The following is a 15,889-nucleotide window of genomic DNA, read 5'->3' on the forward strand; positions in this document are numbered from 1 at the left end:
GCGGCCGGAGAGCCTCGTACGCACGTGGTGCGCGGGAGGCGCCGGTCGCCGGTCGGGACGTCGACTCCGCCCGTCCGGCCACCGATCGACATTGTCACACGTCTATCTATCGTTTCGGGGGTCGACTCCGACGGCGGTCCGCCCGGGGTTGACCTCAACCAAGCTAGACATTCGATCCTGTGCAGATGACCGCCACTCCGGAACCCGCCACCCCGGAACCCGCCGGGACGGCCACCCGGCACCGGATCGCGCGCGGCAGCACCGACCGGCCCTCCGTCCCGCCTAGGGGTCCACTCTGGATACTCCTGCTCGCCTCCACCCTCACCGTGCTGGCCGGAGCGGTACTGGCGCCGGTGGTCGAACTGCTCCGCGCGGACCTCGGGGTCAGCGCCGGTGCGGCCGGACTGGTGTTGACCGCGCACGGGCTCTCGCTGGCCCTCGTCGGCCCCCTGGTCGGCCGGGCGGTCGACCGGTGGGGCGTCTCCGGACCGCTCGGCGCCGGACTCGTCCTCTACGGGCTGGCCGGCGGCGCCGGCCTGCTGCTCGACGACTACCTGGCGCTGGTCGCCAGCCGCCTGGTCTTCGGGATCGGCGCCGCCGCGGTCTTCACCGGCAGCACCCTCGGCCTGCTCGACCTCGCGGCCGGGGCGGCGGCCCGGGACCGGATGATGGGCTGGCGAAGCGCCGCGATCAGCCTCGGCGGGGTGCTCTGGCCACTGCTCGGCGGCGCCCTGGGCACCATCTCCTGGCACGCGCCGTTCGCGGTCTACCTGGTCGGTGTCCCGCTCGGTCTGGTCGCCCTCCGCACGCTTTCCACGATGGACAGACATCGGCCGGGGTCGAGCGTCGCGGCGTCCCGCTCGGAATCGACCACCGCCGCGAAGGAGGAGGCGTCGGGCGCCGTCGGCCACGCCGGGCCCGCCCGGCCCGAGCCGCTGCTGCGAGGACGTCCGCGACTGCTCGGAATCTACGCACTCCAGGCCGTCGCCACCGCGCTGCTCTACGGGGTACTCGTGTTCCTGCCGCCGCGCCTCGCCGAGGTCGGTGTCCGGGACAGCTTCCGGGTCGCGCTCTTCGGCGCACTGCTCTCCCTGGTGATGAGCCTGACCGGGCTCCGGTTCGCCCGGGTCCGGGCCCGACTCGGCTGGTCCGGACTGCTGCTGCTCGCCTTCGGCGCCTGGACCGTGGCGCTGGTACTCCTCGCGCTCGGTACGTCGCCGGTCCCGCTGCTGCTCGCACCCGCCGTGTTCGGCTTCGGCATGGGACTGGCCGTGCCGGCCCTGACGGTGCTGGCCGCCGAACACGCCCCGGCCGGTCGACGCGGGCAGGCGACCGCACTGCTCGGTACGGCCACCTTCGGCAGCCAGTTCGGTTCGCCACTGCTCTTCGGGCCGGTCGAGGCGGCCACCTCGACGAGCGGGGTCTTCCTGGCCGCCGCCGCCCTCGCCGCGCTGACCCTGCTGACCCTGCTCGTCACCGGACGCCGCCTCGGCACGGAACCTCCCGGCTAGCCCGGCCCGGCCGCTGTTCAGCGGCTGGCCCGACCGGCCGGTGCTCAGCGGCTGGCCCGCCCCGGCCGGTGCTCAGCCCGGGCGGAGCCAGAGGACGCCGAGCGGCGGCACCCGCAGCGCCACCGAGGCGGGCAGGCCGTGCCACGGCTGGTCGTCGGCGGTGACCGCGCCCAGGTTGCCCACCCCGGAACCGCCGTAGCAGTCCGCGTCGGTGTTCAGGATCTCGGACCACCGCCCGGCCAGCGGGAGTCCGATCCGGTAGCCCTCGCGGGGCAGCGCGGCGAAGTTCGCCACGCAGACCAGTGGGGAGCCGTCGGTGGCGATCCGGACGAACGCCAGGGTGTTGTTGGCGGCGTCGTCCGAGACGATCCACCGGAAGCCGGCCGGCACGGTGTCCTGGGACCAGAGCGCCGGGTTGTCCCGGTAGCCGCGGTTCAGGTCCCGGAGCAGCCGCTGCACGCCGGCCCGGCCCGGATCGTCGGTCAGCCGCCAGTCCAGCCCCCGGGTCTCGCTCCACTCCCGGTCGTCGCCGAGTTCGCAGCCCATGAAGAGCAGTTGCTTGCCCGGGTGCGCCCACATGTACGCCAGCAGGGCGCGTACCCCGGCCAGTTTGCGCCACTGGTCGCCGGGCATCTTGCCGAGCAGCGACCCCTTGCCGTGCACCACCTCGTCGTGGCTGATCGGCAGCAGGTAGTTCTCGCTCCAGGCGTACACCAGGGAGAAGGTCAGCTCGTTGTGGTGGTGCTGCCGGTAGATCGGGTCCCTGCCGAGATAGCTCAGGGTGTCGTGCATCCAGCCCATGTTCCACTTGAAGCCGAAGCCCAGCCCGGCCGAGTCGGTCGACCGGGTCACCCCCGGCCAGGCCGTCGACTCCTCGGCCACCATCAGCACACCCGGATGCTGCCGGTAGACGGTCGCGTTGACCTCCTGGAGCAGCGCGATCGCCTCCAGGTTCTCCCGGCCGCCGTGCTCGTTCGGCAGCCACTCGCCGTCGGAGCGGGAGTAGTCCAGATAGAGCATCGAGGCGACGGCGTCCACCCGCAGACCGTCCACATGGAACTCTTCGCACCAGTAGAGGGCGTTCGCCACCAGGAAGTTGCGGACCTCGGGCCGGCCGTAGTCGAAGACGTAGGTGCCCCAGTCCGGGTGCTCGCCGCGGCGCGGGTCCGGGTGTTCGTAGAGCGGGGTGCCGTCGAACCGGGCCAGCGCCCAGTCGTCGCGGGGGAAGTGTGCCGGTACCCAGTCCAGCAGCACCCCGATGCCGGCGGCGTGCAGCCGGTCCACCAGATAGCGGAAGTCGTCGGGGTCGCCGAAGCGCGCGGTCGGGGCGTAGTAGCCGGTCACCTGGTAGCCCCAGGAGCCGCCGAACGGGTGCTCCATCACCGGCAGGAACTCCACGTGCGTGAAGCCCAGGTCGAGCACGTACGCGGTGAGCTGCTCGGCAAGCTCCCGATAGGACAGACCCGGCCGCCACGAGCCGAGGTGCACCTCGTAGACGCTGATCGGCTCCTGGTGCGGCTGCCGCCGGGCCCGCCGGTCCAGCCAGTCGGCGTCGGACCACTCGTAGCCGGACCGGTCCACCACGGAGGCGGTGGCGGGCGGCACCTCGGTACGCCGGGCCAGCGGGTCCGCCTTGTCCCGCCACTGCCCGTCCCGGGAGAGGATCCGGTATTTGTACCGCTGCCCGGGTGCCGCCTCCGGGACGAAGATCTCCCAGACCCCGCTGCTGCCGAGCGACCGCATCGGCCAGCCCTCGTGCGCGCCCCAGCCGGTGAAGTCGCCGACCACCCGGACGCCCTGGGCGTTCGGCGCCCAGACCGCGAACGACACCCCGCCGCCGTCGGACGGCCGGGCACCGAGCGCCGTCCAGAGCCGCTCGTGCCGGCCCTCGGCGATCAGGTGCAGGTCCAGCTCGCCGACCGACGGCGGAAAGCGGTACGGGTCGTCGCGCGGTTCGCCGCCGTCCACCACCACCCGGTAGTCGCGCGCCGTGCCGGGGACCCTCGCCTCGAAGACCCCCTCGTCGTGCACCCGGCGCATCGGCTGCCGTTCCGCGCCGACCAGCAGCTCGACGGTGCCGGCGCCCCGGCGCAGGGTACGGATCACCGTGCCGTCGCCGTCGGGATGGGCACCGAGCAGGGCGTGCGGGTCGTGCGTCGTACCGGTGATCAGCTCGTCCATCCCAGCCCCTCCGGTCCGGCGGTGGCGTCGGTGGGCTCTGCCCCGGCTTCGGGGGCGTCGCCCGGCGGGCCGTCGTGCCGGTGCACCGTGAAGACGTGCGCGGGGAGGAGGAACGGGTCGAGCCGGACGGCGTTGTGCTGCCCCCAGTCGTAGCGGGCACCGGTCAGCTCGTCGTGCACGGTGAACCGCTCGTGCCAGTCGAAGCCGAGCGCCGGCATGTCCAGCACGGTGTTGCCCCACTGCACCTGCCCGGGATCGACCGAGCAGACCACCAGTACCGTGTTGCCGGTCTGCTCGTCCCGTTTCGACCAGCAGAGCAGCGCCGGGTTGTCGATCTCGTGGAAGACCAGGTTGCGCAGCCAGTGCAGCGCCGGATTCGCCCGCCGGATCGCGTTGAGCCGGGCCAGGAACGGGGCCAGGGACCGCCCCTCCGCCTCGGCCGCCGACCAGTCCCGGGGGCGCAGCTCGAACTTCTCGTTGTCGAGGTACTCCTCGGCGCCCGGCCGGGCCACGTGCTCGAAGAGTTCGTAGCCGGCGTAGATCCCCCAGGAGGGCGAGAGGAGGCTGGCCAGTACCGCCCGGATCTTGAACATCGGCGGCCCGCAGTGCTGGAGGTGCTCCGGCAGGATGTCCGGGGTGTTCGGCCAGAAGTTCGGCCGCATGTGGTCGGCCGCCGCCACCAGCTCGGTGCAGTACTCCCGCAGCTCCGCCGGGCTGGTCCGCCAGGCGAAGTAGGTGTAGGACTGGGTGAAGCCGATCTTGCCGAGCCCGTGCATCACCGCCGGTCGGGTGAACGCCTCGGCCAGGAAGAGCACGTCCGGGTCGTGCCGCTTGACCTCCCAGATCAGCCAGTGCCAGAAGTCGAACGGCTTGGTGTGCGGGTTGTCCACCCGGAAGATCCGGACGCCCTGCCCGACCCAGTGCAGCACCACCCGCAGCACCTCGGCCCGGAGCCCCTCCGGATCGTTGTCGAAGTTGATCGGATAGATGTCCTCGTACTTCTTCGGCGGGTTCTCGGCGTACGCGATCGACCCGTCCGCCCGGGTGGTGAACCACTCCGGATGCGCGGTCACCCACGGGTGGTCCGGCGCGGCCTGGAGCGCGAGGTCCATCGCCACATCCAGGCCGACCTCCTCGGCGGCGGCGACGAACGCCCGGAAGTCGTCGAGCGTGCCGAGGTCCGGGTGGATGGCGTCGTGGCCGCCCTCGGCCGCGCCGATCGCCCACGGCGAGCCGACGTCGTCGGGTCCGGCGACCAGGGCGGCGTTGCGGCCCTTCCGGTTCTTCCGGCCGATCGGGTGGATCGGCGGCAGGTAGAGCACGTCGAAGCCCATCGCGGCGACCCCGGGCAGCCGTTCGGCGGCGGTGCGGAAGGTTCCGGACCGGGCGGGCCGGCCGTCGGCGGCCAGCACCGCCCCCTCGGAGCGCGGGAAGAACTCGTACCAGGCGGAGAAGAGCGCCCTGCGCCGGTCGACCCAGATCGGCTGGGCCGGTGCGTCGGTCAGCAGCGTCCGGACCGGATGGGTCCAGAGCAGGTCCGCCAGGTCCAGCGCGGGCGAGACCCGCTCGGGCAGCGGCCGCTCGTCGTCCCGCAGCGCCGTGGCGGCACCGAGGACCCGGTCCCGGTCCGCCTCCGGTACGCCGTCGGCGGCCCGGTCCAGCAGGTCGGCGCCCTCGGCCAGGTCGTTGGCGAGGTCGGCCACCTGCTGCCCGGCGTCGATCTTCTTGACGACGGCGTTCCGCCAGGTCAGGTAGGGGTCCTCGAACGCCTGCACGGTGAAGCTCCACGCGCCCACCGCATCCGGGCGGATCGTGGCGTGCCACCGGTCGTCGACATGCGGGCCGGGGCGCATCCGGACCACCGGCCGCTCGACACCGTCCGGGCCGCGCCAGGCGACCTGGCAGCCCATCGCCGCGTGGCCCTCCCGGTACGACCGGGCGGTCACCGGGACCAGTTCTCCCACCACCGCCTTGGCCGGGTAGCGACCACCCGCCACGGACGGCGTCACGTCCTCGATCGGGATCCGTCCACTCACCCTGCCCAACCTACTGGCAATGATCGACGCCCGCCCGTCAGACAATTCTCCACCGGCCGGCCGGTGGTCAGCCGCCGAGGGCTTCCCGGTAGACCGCCAGGGTCCGGTCGGCGATGGCGTCCCAGGAGAAGTGTTCGACCGCCCGGCGCCGGCCGGCCCGGCCGAGCTCGACGGCGCGTTTCGGGTCGTCGAGCAGTTCGGTGATCGCGTCGGCGAGGTCGGCGACGAAGCGCTCCGGGTCGAGCGGGGTACCGGTGCCGTCGCTTGCCTGGGCGATCGGCACCAGCAGGCCGGTGGAGCCGTCCGCGACCACCTCGGGAATGCCGCCGGTGGCGGTCGCCACCACCGCCGTCTCGCAGGCCATCGCCTCCAGGTTGACGATGCCCATCGGCTCGTAGACGGAGGGGCAGACGAAGACGGTGCTGTGGCTGAGGATCTGGATCACCTCGGGCTTGGGCAGCATCTCGGCCACCCAGACCACGCCCTCCCGGCTGCCCCGCAGCTCGGTGACCAGCTCCTCCACCTCGGCGGCGATCTCCGCCGTGTCCGGGGCGCCGGCCAGCAGCACGAGCTGGGCCTCCGCCGGCAACCGGCGCGCCGCCCGGAGCAGGTACGGCAGGCCCTTCTGCCGGGTGATCCGGCCGACGTACGTCACGCTGGGCCGGCCCGGGTCGATGCCGAGCCGGTCCAGCACCTCGGTGCCGGAGTCGGGGGCGTACTGGTGGGTGTCGATGCCGTTGTGCACCACGCGTACCCGGTCCGGTGAGACCGCCGGATAGGCGGCCAGCAGGTCGCGCATCATCCCGGCGGAGACCGCGATCACCGCGTCTGCGGCCTCCAGCGCGGTCCGCTCGCACCAGGAGGAGAGCGCGTACCCGCCGCCGAGCTGCTCGGCCTTCCACGGCCGCAGGGGCTCCAGGCTGTGCACGGTCACCACGTGCGGCACCCCGTGCAGCAGCTTGGCGACGTGTCCGGCGAGGTTGGCGTACCAGGTGTGGCTGTGCACCACGTCGGTGCCGGCGGTACCGGCCGCCATCGCCAGGTCCACCCCCATGGTCCGCAGGGCGGCGTTCGCGTGCCCCAGTTCGGCCGGCTCGGGATAGGCGGTGACGCCCGGCTCGGCGTACGGGGGCTGCCGGGGCGCGCCGAAGCAGTGCACCCGGGTGTCGGCGCGGGAACGCAGCTCCCGGGCGAGGTATTCGACGTGCACCCCGGCCCCGCCGTACACCTCCGGGGGGTACTCCCGGGTCAGCAGGTCAACCCGCAGCCGCCGATCATCAGGTGCGAATCCCATCACAGCCGGCACCCTAGCCGAGCGCTGGAGGTAGGTCACGCGTCCAGCAGCAGGCCGAGGCCGATGGTGAGCATGGTCGTCGCGATCAGGGCGTCCAGGATGCGCCAGGCGGCGGGACGGGTGAAGGCGCGGTTGAGGCGGCGGGCGCCGTAGCCGAGTGCGGCGAACCAGACGAGGCTGGCGAGCGCGGCTCCGGCCCCGAACGACCACCGGCCGGACGGGCCGTGGGTGTTGGCGATGGAGCCGAGCAGCAGGACGGTGTCCAGGTAGACGTGCGGATTGAGCCAGGTCATCGCCAGCACGGTGAGTACGGCCGTGCGGAGTGTCACGCCGTTGCCACCGTTGCCGGCCTGGAGGCTCTGGGTGCCGAAGGCCCGGCGGGCGGCGAGCAGGCCGTAGCCGATCAGGAAGGCGGCGCCGGCCCAGCGGACCACGGTGAGCACGACCGGGGCGCGTTCGACCACCGCCCCGATCCCGGTGATGCCGGCCAGGATCAGCACCGCGTCCGAGACGGCGCAGATCAGCACGATCGGCAGGACGTGTTCGGCGCGTACGCCCTGGCGGAGCACGTACGCGTTCTGGGCGCCGATCGCCACGATCAGGGAGAGGCCGACGCCGAATCCGGTGACGAGCAGCGGCGCCGGGCCGGTCGCGGCGGCAGTGGAGGAGAGGATCACGGGCTCGACCATAGGGAAGCCGGCCAGACCACTCCAGCTAATCATTCTTACGATTCATTAGTCTTGCTTAACATGGACCTCCAGTTCGAGCAGCTCCGCACCTTCGTCGCCGTCGTCGACCACGGCTCGTTCGAGGCGGCGGCCCGGCGGCTGCACGTCACCCCGTCGGCGGTCAGCCAGCGGATGAAGGCGCTGGAGAGCACCGTCGGCCGGGTGCTGGTCGAGCGCGGCAAGCCGGCCCGCCCCACGCCGTCGGGGCAGGTCGTGCTCCGGCTGGCCCGCCAGGTCGCGCTGCTGGTCACCGACGCGCTCGGCGAACTGGGGCAGGACCCGGCCGAACCGGCGGAGTTCAGCCGGATCCCGATCGTGGTCAACGGCGACTCGTTGAACACCTGGGTACTCCCGGCGCTGGCCGCCGCCGCCCGCGAGCGGATCTGTGTCGACGTCTACCGCGAGGACCAGGACCACTCCGTCGAACTGCTCCGCCAGGGTACGGCGATGGCGGCGATCACCTCGGAGTCCCGCCCGGTGCAGGGCTGTGCGGTACGCCCGCTCGGCCGGATGTGCTACCGCCCGATGGCCAGTCCGGAGTTCGTCCGGACCTGGCTGCCGGAGGGTCCCACGCTGGATGCGCTGGCCCGCGCCCCGATGGTGGTCTTCGACCGTCGGGACGACCTCCAGGAGCGCTACCTCCGGCAGCGGTCCCGCCGGGCCTGGGCCCCGCCGCGCCACTACGTCCCGTCCTCCGGGGACTTCCCCGAGGCGATCCGGCTCGGCCTCGGCTGGGGGATGGTGCCGCCCCAGCAGAGCGACCGCTACCCGGCCGGCGGCCTGGTGCCGATCGACCCGGCGGCGGTGATCGAGGTTCCGCTCTACTGGCAGCAGTGGCGGCTCGACTCCCGGCTCCTCGGCATCCTGGCCGACCGTGTCGCCGAGGCGGCCGCCGAGGCCCTCGACCGGTAACCGCCCCCGCCCCGTCCCCGGCGCTCGACCGGTAACCGTCACCGAGGCGCCCCGCTTCCGCCCCACCCCGGGCCCGGTGCTCGACCGGTGGGGCGAGTCGGGCGAATCGGGCCGTTGAAGATCTTGGTGGGACGAAGCAGACGAGCCCCGTGCGGCGGACTGCCGGCTCCGTTACCGTCGTGACATGTCAGCCAAGGTCCTCGCGATCGTCCTGGCCGGGGGAGAGGGCAAGCGACTGATGCCCCTGACCGCCGACCGGGCCAAACCCGCCGTCCCGTTCGGCGGCATGTACCGCATGATCGATTTTGTGCTGTCCAACCTGGCCAATGGCGGGTTCCTGAAGATCGTGGTGCTGACGCAGTACAAGTCGCACTCGCTGGACCGGCACGTCACCAAGACCTGGCGGATGTCGAACCTGCTCGGCAACTACGTGACTCCGGTACCGGCGCAGCAGCGCCGCGGACCGTGGTGGTTCGCCGGCTCGGCCGACGCGATCTACCAGAGCTTCAACCTGATCAACGACGAGCAGCCGGACTACGTCATCGTCTTCGGCGCCGACCACATCTACCGGATGGACCCCCGGCAGATGCTGGAGCAGCACATCTCCTCCGGCGCCGGGGTGACGGTCGCCGGCATCCGCCAGCCGCTCGCCTCCGCCGACCAGTTCGGCGTGATCGAGGTCGGCTCGGACGGCCGGCGTATCCAGGCGTTCCGGGAGAAGCCGACCGACGCGAAGGGGCTGCCGGACTCGCCCGACGAGATCTACGCCTCGATGGGCAACTACGTCTTCACCACCAAGCTGCTCTGCGAGGCGGTGGAGACCGACGCGGCCGACCGGACCAGCAAGCACGACATGGGCGGCAGCATCATCCCGATGCTGGTCGAGCGGGGCGAGGCGAACGTCTACGACTTCCGCGACAACGAGGTGCCGGGCAGCACCGACCGGGACCGGGCGTACTGGCGGGACGTGGGGACGCTGGACTCGTTCTACGAGGCGCACATGGACCTGATCGCCGTACACCCGGTCTTCAACCTCTACAACTACGAGTGGCCGATCTACACCGACCACCCGCCGTGGCCGCCGGCCAAGTTCGTGCACGACCTGGAGGAGCGGGTCGGCCGGGCGGTGGATTCGATGATCTCCCCGGGTGTGGTGATCTCGGGCGCGCTGGTGGAGAACTCCGTCGTCTCGCCGAATGTCCGGGTGCACTCCTGGGCCCACGTGGAAGGCTCGGTGGTGATGGAGGGGGTGGAGATCGGCCGGCACGCCGTCGTCCGCAACGCCATCCTGGACAAGAACGTGGTGGTGCCGGAGGGCGCGGAGATCGGCGTGGACCTGGACCGCGACCGTGAGCGGTACACGGTCTCCGACCGTGGCATCGTGGTCGTCGGCAAGGGGCAGCGCGTCGAGCCCTGACCCGCCGGCCACACCGCCCGTCGGCCACCACCGGCGGTGCCGGACCCGCTCCGCCCGCCCACGCCCGTGCCAGAAGGAGGTCACATGTCGGTCCACGCCCGCGCCGGCCAGCCCGCCGAGCCCGAGGACCTGGTAGACGTGCCCCGGCTCGTCACCGCGTACTACGCCGAGCAGCCGGACCCGGCCGACCCGGCGCAGCAGGTCTCGTTCGGCACCTCGGGGCATCGTGGATCGAGCCTGCGGGCCGCCTTCAACGAGCGGCACATCCTGGCGATAACCCAGGCGACCTGCGAATACCGGCGGGACCAGGGCGTCGACGGGCCGCTGTACCTGGCCCGCGACACGCACGCGCTCTCCGAGCCGGCGATGGTCAGCGCGCTGGAGGTGCTGGCCGCCAACGAGGTGACGGTGCTGGTCGACAGCCGGGACGGCTACACCCCGACCCCGGCGCTGTCGCACGCCGTGCTCCGGCACAACTCCGGGCGCACCGGCGGGCTCGCCGACGGGATCGTGATCACCCCGTCGCACAACCCGCCGTCGGACGGGGGCTTCAAATACAACCCGACGCACGGTGGGCCGGCCGACACCGACGCGACCAGGTGGATCCAGGAGCGGGCGAACGCGCTGCTGGCAGACGGACTCCGCGAGGTGAGGCGGATTCCGTACGCGCGGGCGCGCGCCGCCGTCACCACCGGCCGGTACGACTTCCTCGCCGAGTACGTCGACGACCTGCCCTCGGCCCTCGACCTCGCCGCGGTACGGGCCGCCGGGGTGCGGATCGGCGCGGACCCGCTCGGCGGCGCGAGCGTGGCGTACTGGGGCGAGATCGCCGACCGGCACGGCCTGGACCTGACCGTGGTGAACCCGCTGGTCGACCCGACCTGGCGGTTCATGACCCTGGACTGGGACGGCAAGATCCGGATGGACTGCTCGTCCCCGCACGCGATGGCCTCGCTGATCGCCCGGCGCGCCGACTACCAGGTCGCGACCGGCAACGACGCCGACGCGGACCGGCACGGCATCGTCACCCCGGACGGCGGGCTGATGAACCCGAACCACTACCTGGCGGTGTCGATCTCCTATCTATTCGGCCACCGGCCGGACTGGTCCGCCGACGCGGCGGTCGGCAAGACCCTGGTCTCCTCCTCCATGATCGACCGGGTCGCCGCCGACCTGGGCCGGAAACTCCTGGAGGTCCCGGTCGGCTTCAAGTGGTTCGTGCCGGGACTGCTGGACGGCTCGGTCGGGTTCGGCGGCGAGGAGAGCGCCGGGGCGTCGTTCCTGGCCCGCGACGGCCGGACCTGGACCACCGACAAGGACGGCATCCTGCTCTGCCTGCTCGCCGCCGAGATCATCGCGGTGACCGGGCGTACCCCGAGCGAGCACTACGCCGACCTGGTGAGCCGGTTCGGCGAGCCGGCGTACGCCCGGATCGACGCGCCGGCCGACCGGGAACAGAAGGCCGTGCTCGGAAAGCTCTCCCCGGACCAGGTCACCGCCACCGAACTGGCCGGCGAGCCGATCACCGCCACCCTGACCGAGGCGCCGGGCAACGGTGCGGCGATCGGCGGGCTGAAGGTCAGCACCGAGTCCGGCTGGTTCGCCGCCCGCCCCTCCGGCACCGAGGACGTCTACAAGATCTACGCGGAGTCGTTCCGGGGGCCGGAGCATCTCGGCCGGCTCCAGGAGGAGGCCCAGGCCCTGATCACCGACGTGCTGAAGCAGGGCTGACCGGCCGGGTCGGGCCGGGCCCGGATCTGCGGCGGGCGCCGGTCGCGGCGAGCACCCGTCGCGGCGGCCGGCAACGCCTCTCCCGGCTGCTCGGCGGCCGTGCCATCGCGGCGGAGGTCAGTCCCGTGCCGGCGGCGCCGGGGGCTCGGGCCACCGGTCACCGGCGTCCAGCCGCTTGCGCAGCAGCGCCGCCAGCGGCATCGACTGGCCGTCCGGCCCGCCCTCGCCGACGACCAGTTTCGGCGGTTGCGGCTGCGGGGTCGCCCCGGTCAACCGGGCACGCAGGCTGGTCGGCACGGTCAGCAGGTAGAAGTTCCCGGCCGCGTCCACCGCGTGGATCCGGGCGAGGTCCAGATACCAGCCGGTGAGGTTGGTCCGGTATCGGGTACGGCCGTCGTAGCCGAGCGCGGTCAGCCTGGTCTGGCGCAGCCCACGCTCCCGGGCCGCCGCCGCGAACGACTCGACGAGCCGCCGGGCCTCCTCGTGCTCCGCCTCCCGGCGAGCCTGGTCGGCCATCGCCCGGGCGGTGATCGCCTGTCGTCGTTGCTCCGCCCAGTCCCCGGGCCCGCCCTGCCGCATCCCCAGCACGGTACCCCCCACCCCGGCCGGTGCCGGTCGAGCCCCGACCCGGCCGGCTATCCGCCCGGCGGCGGTGCGCCGGGATGCGTCGGCGGGTACGGCGGTCCGGGCGGGCCGTAGCCCGGCGGATGGCCACCCCGGTGCTCCGGCGCCGCCGGAGGAGCGGACGGATACGGGCGGGCACCCGGTGGTCCCGGATACCTCGGCACCGGGGCGGGATGGGCCGGCACCGGCTGCCCGGGTACGGGTGGTGGCCCGGGGCCGCCCTGCCGGCGGCGTCGACCCCGCAGCAGCAACCAGCCGAGTACGCCGACACCGGCCAGCAGCACCAGCAGGCAGGCGCCGCCGATCGCGTACGCGGCGGGGCTGAGCCGGAGTTCGGTCGACCCGTCGCCGGGCGGGGGAGCGGCCACCGCCGGTGAGGTCGGGTCCGTGGTGGGAGTCGGTCCGGTCCCCGGGCTCGGCTGCGCTCCGGCCGGCTCGACGTCGGCGGTCAGTGCCGCGACGAGGTCGAGTACGCCGTGCCCGTACTCCGGATCGCGACCGGGGCTACCCCGGTCGGTGGCGGTGGCGGTGAGCCGGTGCACCACCTCGGCCGCGGGCAGATCCGGGTACCTCGCCCGGACCAGGGCCGCCGCCCCGGCCACGATCGCCGTGGAGTCGCTCGTCCCGGTGCCCGACCGGTACGCCCCGGTCCGGCTGCTGGAGGCGATCTCCACCCCGGGTGCGACCAGCCCGATCGGGTCACCGGTGACGCTGACCGGGGCCAGTTTCCCGTCCCGCCCGGTGGCCCCGACGGCGAGTACTCCCGGGTAGGCCGCCGGATAGCCGACGAAGGCGTCGTTCGGCCGGTTGCCGGCGGCCGCGACCAGGACGATGTCGGCGGCCAGCGCCTCCTGGACCGCCTGCTCCAGGCTCTCGCTGGCGCCGCCGCTCAGCGAGAGCGACAGCACTGCGGGCTTGCGGCGGACCGCCTCCCGGATGGCGCGGGGCAGGTCGTCCCCGGCACCGGACTCGGTACGCATGGCGCGGACCGGCAGGATCTTGGCCTTCGGGGCGATTCCGAGGACGCCGTCGGCATTGCCGGACCCGTGTCCGTGCGCCGCGATCAGTCCCGCCATCGCGGTGCCGTGTCCGTCGGCGTCCTGCCGGCCGTCGGTCTCCGCGCCGGTCACGTCGACACCGGGCAGCACGTTGCCGGTCAGGTCCTTGTGGTCGGCGCGTACCCCGGTGTCGAGCACCGCCACCACGACCCCGGCACCCTGGGTGACCCGGTGCGCCTCGGCGACGCCGAGCGCCCGCAGGTGCCACTGCCGGTCCCGGGCCGAGTCCGCCGACGCCGCGGGCGCGCCGAGCGGCACCGCGAGCAGACCGCAGACGGCTGCCGCGCACCAGCGCGGCAGCCGTGCGTGGAACCGGGTGGCTCCGCTCACCTGTCCTTCCCGAGGATCCCGCCGCCGGGCTCGTGCCGGCCGACGTCCCGGTTCGGCTCGATCTCGGGCGCGACGCCCTGCTCGACCTCCCACGGGTTGTCCGGATCCCACTGCCGCTGCTCCGGCTCGTCGGCGTCCCGCCGGCCACGGGCGCCGCCGGGCACGCCCGAGACGCCGGAACCGGCGGCGCCGGCTCCCGAGCCGGGACGGCGGGTGCCCGCCCTGGCGCCGCCCGGGACCCCACCGGCCCCGCCGGCGGTGCCGGGCCGGCCGCCCTGCGGCCCGATGACGCCACCGACCGGATTCACCCCCCGGGGTACGCCGCCCGGGCGCGGTGTCCCGACGCCGCCCGGTGGCACGCCGGCACCGCCGCCGGGGCGGGCGCCGATCACGCCGCCCGGCGGCACCCCGGTCGGTGCCGAACCGAACGGGCCGACCTTTCCCGTCCCGCCGGGACCGCTTCGTGGGACGTTGCCCAGTCCCGGCCCGGCCCCGGGCGGTCCACCGATGCGGGGCGGAACGCCGATGGTCGGCGGGACGACCGGGGGTGTCGGAGGCGGTACCCCGACCGGTGGGCCGGGCGGAACCGGGGTCACCGGCGGAGGTGGCCCGGCGATCGGCGGGGCGACACCGGTCAGGGTCGGACCGTCGTCCACCGGGGAGGTGGGCGGGGTGACCTGTTCCGGGGTCAGTTCGGTGTGGATGGTCGGTGGCGGCGTACCGTCGACGAAGCCCGGCCCGGAGTCCTCCCGCTCCGCCCGACGGCGCGGCGGCGGGTGGACGATGGGCGGCTGGACGGTCCCGTCCGGGTCGTCGTCGAACTCCCGCCCGTCGTCGCTGATGATCACCGGGGGCTTGTATCCCTCCGGTGGCCGGATCCGGCCGGCGCCGTCCCGTGCCGCCCCGTCCATCTCCGTCTGGACCGCGCGGGCCCGGGCGACCAGCGCCGCCTGCTGGGCATCGCTCACCGGCGGGTCGGTGAGCACCTTCATCGCGCCCTCACCGAGGAAGTCGCCGGCCTTCTGGCCCAGGGCGGTCAGACCGAAGCGCGACGCGGCGGTTCCGCCCACCGTCCCGCCGATGTCGCCGGCCAGTTGCACCTGGCGCTGGTAGTCGGCGAGCTTTCGCTGGTTTTCCAGGTATTCCCGGTAGATCGGCTCCAGCTTGGTCCGGGCCTGCTCGATGGCGTCCGCCACGTGCCCGATGTGCGTGGCGTTGTTCTGGGCCGCGGTCGACGTCTGCCGGCTCGCCTCGATCAGCCGGTCCAGTTCGGCCATGTACGCCGCCGAGGCGGCGTTCTGCTCCGGCGGCCAGAGCGCGGCGAGCTGGTTACGGCAGTTCTGCAACCTGGCGGCATGGCCGCCCAGCATGCCCGACGCCCGTTCCCAGGCCGCCACCTGCTCCCGGCTCGGCTGCAACCTCTGCTGTGCCGCGTCGACGAGCCGCCACAGGCGCGGGATGTACTCCTCAGCCATTGCCGTCGCCTCCCGTCCCGGTGGCCGGTGCGGCCGGGTTCGCCCGGGCCTCCGGCCTGGTCTGCGCGGTCGGCGGCAGGACCTCGTGCACGTCGCTGACGGTGGCGTGCGCGAACGCGTCGGAGCCGCGGTAGTTGGCCGCGATCCGCTCCGCGGCCTGCGCCACCGCCTGGGTCCCCTTGTCCAGGTTGACCAGTGCCTCCAGGCTCTTCTGGATGCACTCGTCGTAGCGGTCCTGGAGCCGCAGCCAGTCGTCGCCCTCGAGCCGGTCGCCGATGGTGGCGCCGTGCTGCATGGCGTCGTGCACCGGCGGGACCTGGGTGCGGTAGCCCTCCTTGAGCTCCTCGCGCATCGCCGCCGCCACGCTCGCCAGACCGTCGATCTCCACATTGATCTGTCCGATGACCGCGGCGGCTGCCGCGCCGATCGCGGCGCCGGCCGCCCCGCCGACCGATGGACCAACCGGGCTCATCGAAACCCCTCCCCGTGGTTGGGTGACATCGTCGCCGCTCATTGTAGCCGAAGCACAACAGGGCGTTGTTGTCAAATCGGACGCGGGCCGGATGCCGAAGTGGACGGTGTGCGCTCCCGT

11 protein-coding genes and 1 pseudogene are annotated in these 15,889 nt (G+C 73.3%); 4 read left to right on the plus strand and 8 right to left on the minus strand.

The window, feature by feature from the left end; translation table 11 throughout:
• The first annotated feature begins 185 nt into the window (after nucleotides 1-185).
• Entirely contained in the window at nucleotides 186-1,511 is a 1,326-nt protein-coding gene (locus tag C6361_RS29085) for an MFS transporter (protein ID WP_107271253.1), read from the plus strand.
• Nucleotides 1,512-1,583: 72 nt separating this feature from the next.
• Here C6361_RS29085 and glgB read toward each other — a convergent pair whose 3' ends face one another.
• The 4 genes from glgB to C6361_RS29105 all read right to left on the minus strand — a co-directional run bounded on the left by glgB (nucleotide 1,584) and on the right by C6361_RS29105 (nucleotide 7,699).
• Nucleotides 1,584-3,692 carry a 1,4-alpha-glucan branching protein GlgB gene (gene glgB / locus C6361_RS29090; RefSeq protein WP_107269668.1) on the minus strand — a complete coding sequence of 703 codons (2,109 nt, stop codon included), beginning with the start codon at nucleotides 3,690-3,692 and terminating at the stop codon, nucleotides 1,584-1,586.
• Complete coding sequence (locus tag C6361_RS29095; protein WP_107269669.1) at nucleotides 3,680-5,728, minus strand: alpha-1,4-glucan--maltose-1-phosphate maltosyltransferase; 2,049 nt, start codon at nucleotides 5,726-5,728, stop codon at nucleotides 3,680-3,682. The genes glgB and C6361_RS29095 overlap by 13 nt, the downstream gene beginning before the upstream one ends.
• Before the next feature lie 67 nt (nucleotides 5,729-5,795).
• Nucleotides 5,796-7,022 carry a glycogen synthase gene (gene glgA / locus C6361_RS29100; protein ID WP_107269670.1) on the minus strand — a complete coding sequence of 409 codons (1,227 nt, stop codon included), beginning with the start codon at nucleotides 7,020-7,022 and terminating at the stop codon, nucleotides 5,796-5,798.
• Nucleotides 7,023-7,057: 35 nt separating this feature from the next.
• Nucleotides 7,058-7,699: a LysE/ArgO family amino acid transporter gene (locus C6361_RS29105; RefSeq protein ID WP_234359075.1), complete on the minus strand. Its 642-nt coding sequence runs from the start codon at nucleotides 7,697-7,699 to the stop codon at nucleotides 7,058-7,060.
• Between the two features lie 72 nt (nucleotides 7,700-7,771).
• Here C6361_RS29105 and C6361_RS29110 point away from each other — a divergent pair, with 72 nt between their 5' ends.
• From C6361_RS29110 to pgm, 3 genes and pseudogenes are all read left to right on the plus strand, one after another.
• Nucleotides 7,772-8,662, plus strand: coding sequence for a LysR family transcriptional regulator ArgP (locus tag C6361_RS29110; RefSeq protein ID WP_107269671.1), 891 nt, complete (start codon nucleotides 7,772-7,774; stop codon nucleotides 8,660-8,662).
• A gap of 178 nt (nucleotides 8,663-8,840) precedes the next feature.
• Nucleotides 8,841-10,079: pseudogene (gene glgC / locus C6361_RS29115) on the plus strand (glucose-1-phosphate adenylyltransferase); the annotation flags it as partial.
• 84 nt (nucleotides 10,080-10,163) lie between these two features.
• Nucleotides 10,164-11,810: a phosphoglucomutase (alpha-D-glucose-1,6-bisphosphate-dependent) gene (gene pgm, locus C6361_RS29120; RefSeq protein WP_107269672.1), complete on the plus strand. Its 1,647-nt coding sequence runs from the start codon at nucleotides 10,164-10,166 to the stop codon at nucleotides 11,808-11,810.
• Nucleotides 11,811-11,927: 117 nt separating this feature from the next.
• Here the strand turns inward: pgm and C6361_RS29125 are convergent, their stop codons facing one another.
• Genes C6361_RS29125 through C6361_RS29140 form a run of 4 tightly spaced genes read right to left on the minus strand, consistent with a single transcriptional unit; the run spans nucleotide 11,928 to nucleotide 15,769 of the window.
• Nucleotides 11,928-12,389 carry a hypothetical protein gene (locus C6361_RS29125; protein WP_107263714.1) on the minus strand — a complete coding sequence of 154 codons (462 nt, stop codon included), beginning with the start codon at nucleotides 12,387-12,389 and terminating at the stop codon, nucleotides 11,928-11,930.
• Between the two features lie 56 nt (nucleotides 12,390-12,445).
• The gene (locus C6361_RS29130) at nucleotides 12,446-13,822 is read right to left on the minus strand and encodes a S8 family serine peptidase (protein WP_234359076.1); all 1,377 of its coding nucleotides are present in this window, start codon (nucleotides 13,820-13,822) and stop codon (nucleotides 12,446-12,448) included.
• Entirely contained in the window at nucleotides 13,819-15,297 is a 1,479-nt protein-coding gene (locus C6361_RS29135) for a hypothetical protein (RefSeq protein WP_107269673.1), read from the minus strand. The genes C6361_RS29130 and C6361_RS29135 overlap by 4 nt, the downstream gene beginning before the upstream one ends.
• A complete protein-coding gene (locus C6361_RS29140) occupies nucleotides 15,290-15,769 on the minus strand; it encodes a hypothetical protein (RefSeq protein WP_107269674.1) in 480 nt (159 codons plus the stop codon). Before C6361_RS29140 ends, C6361_RS29135 begins: the two co-directional genes overlap by 8 nt.
• Nucleotides 15,770-15,889: the final 120 nt, after the last annotated feature.

Source organism: Plantactinospora sp. BC1 (assembly GCF_003030345.1).
Classification (GTDB): domain Bacteria; phylum Actinomycetota; class Actinomycetes; order Mycobacteriales; family Micromonosporaceae; genus Plantactinospora.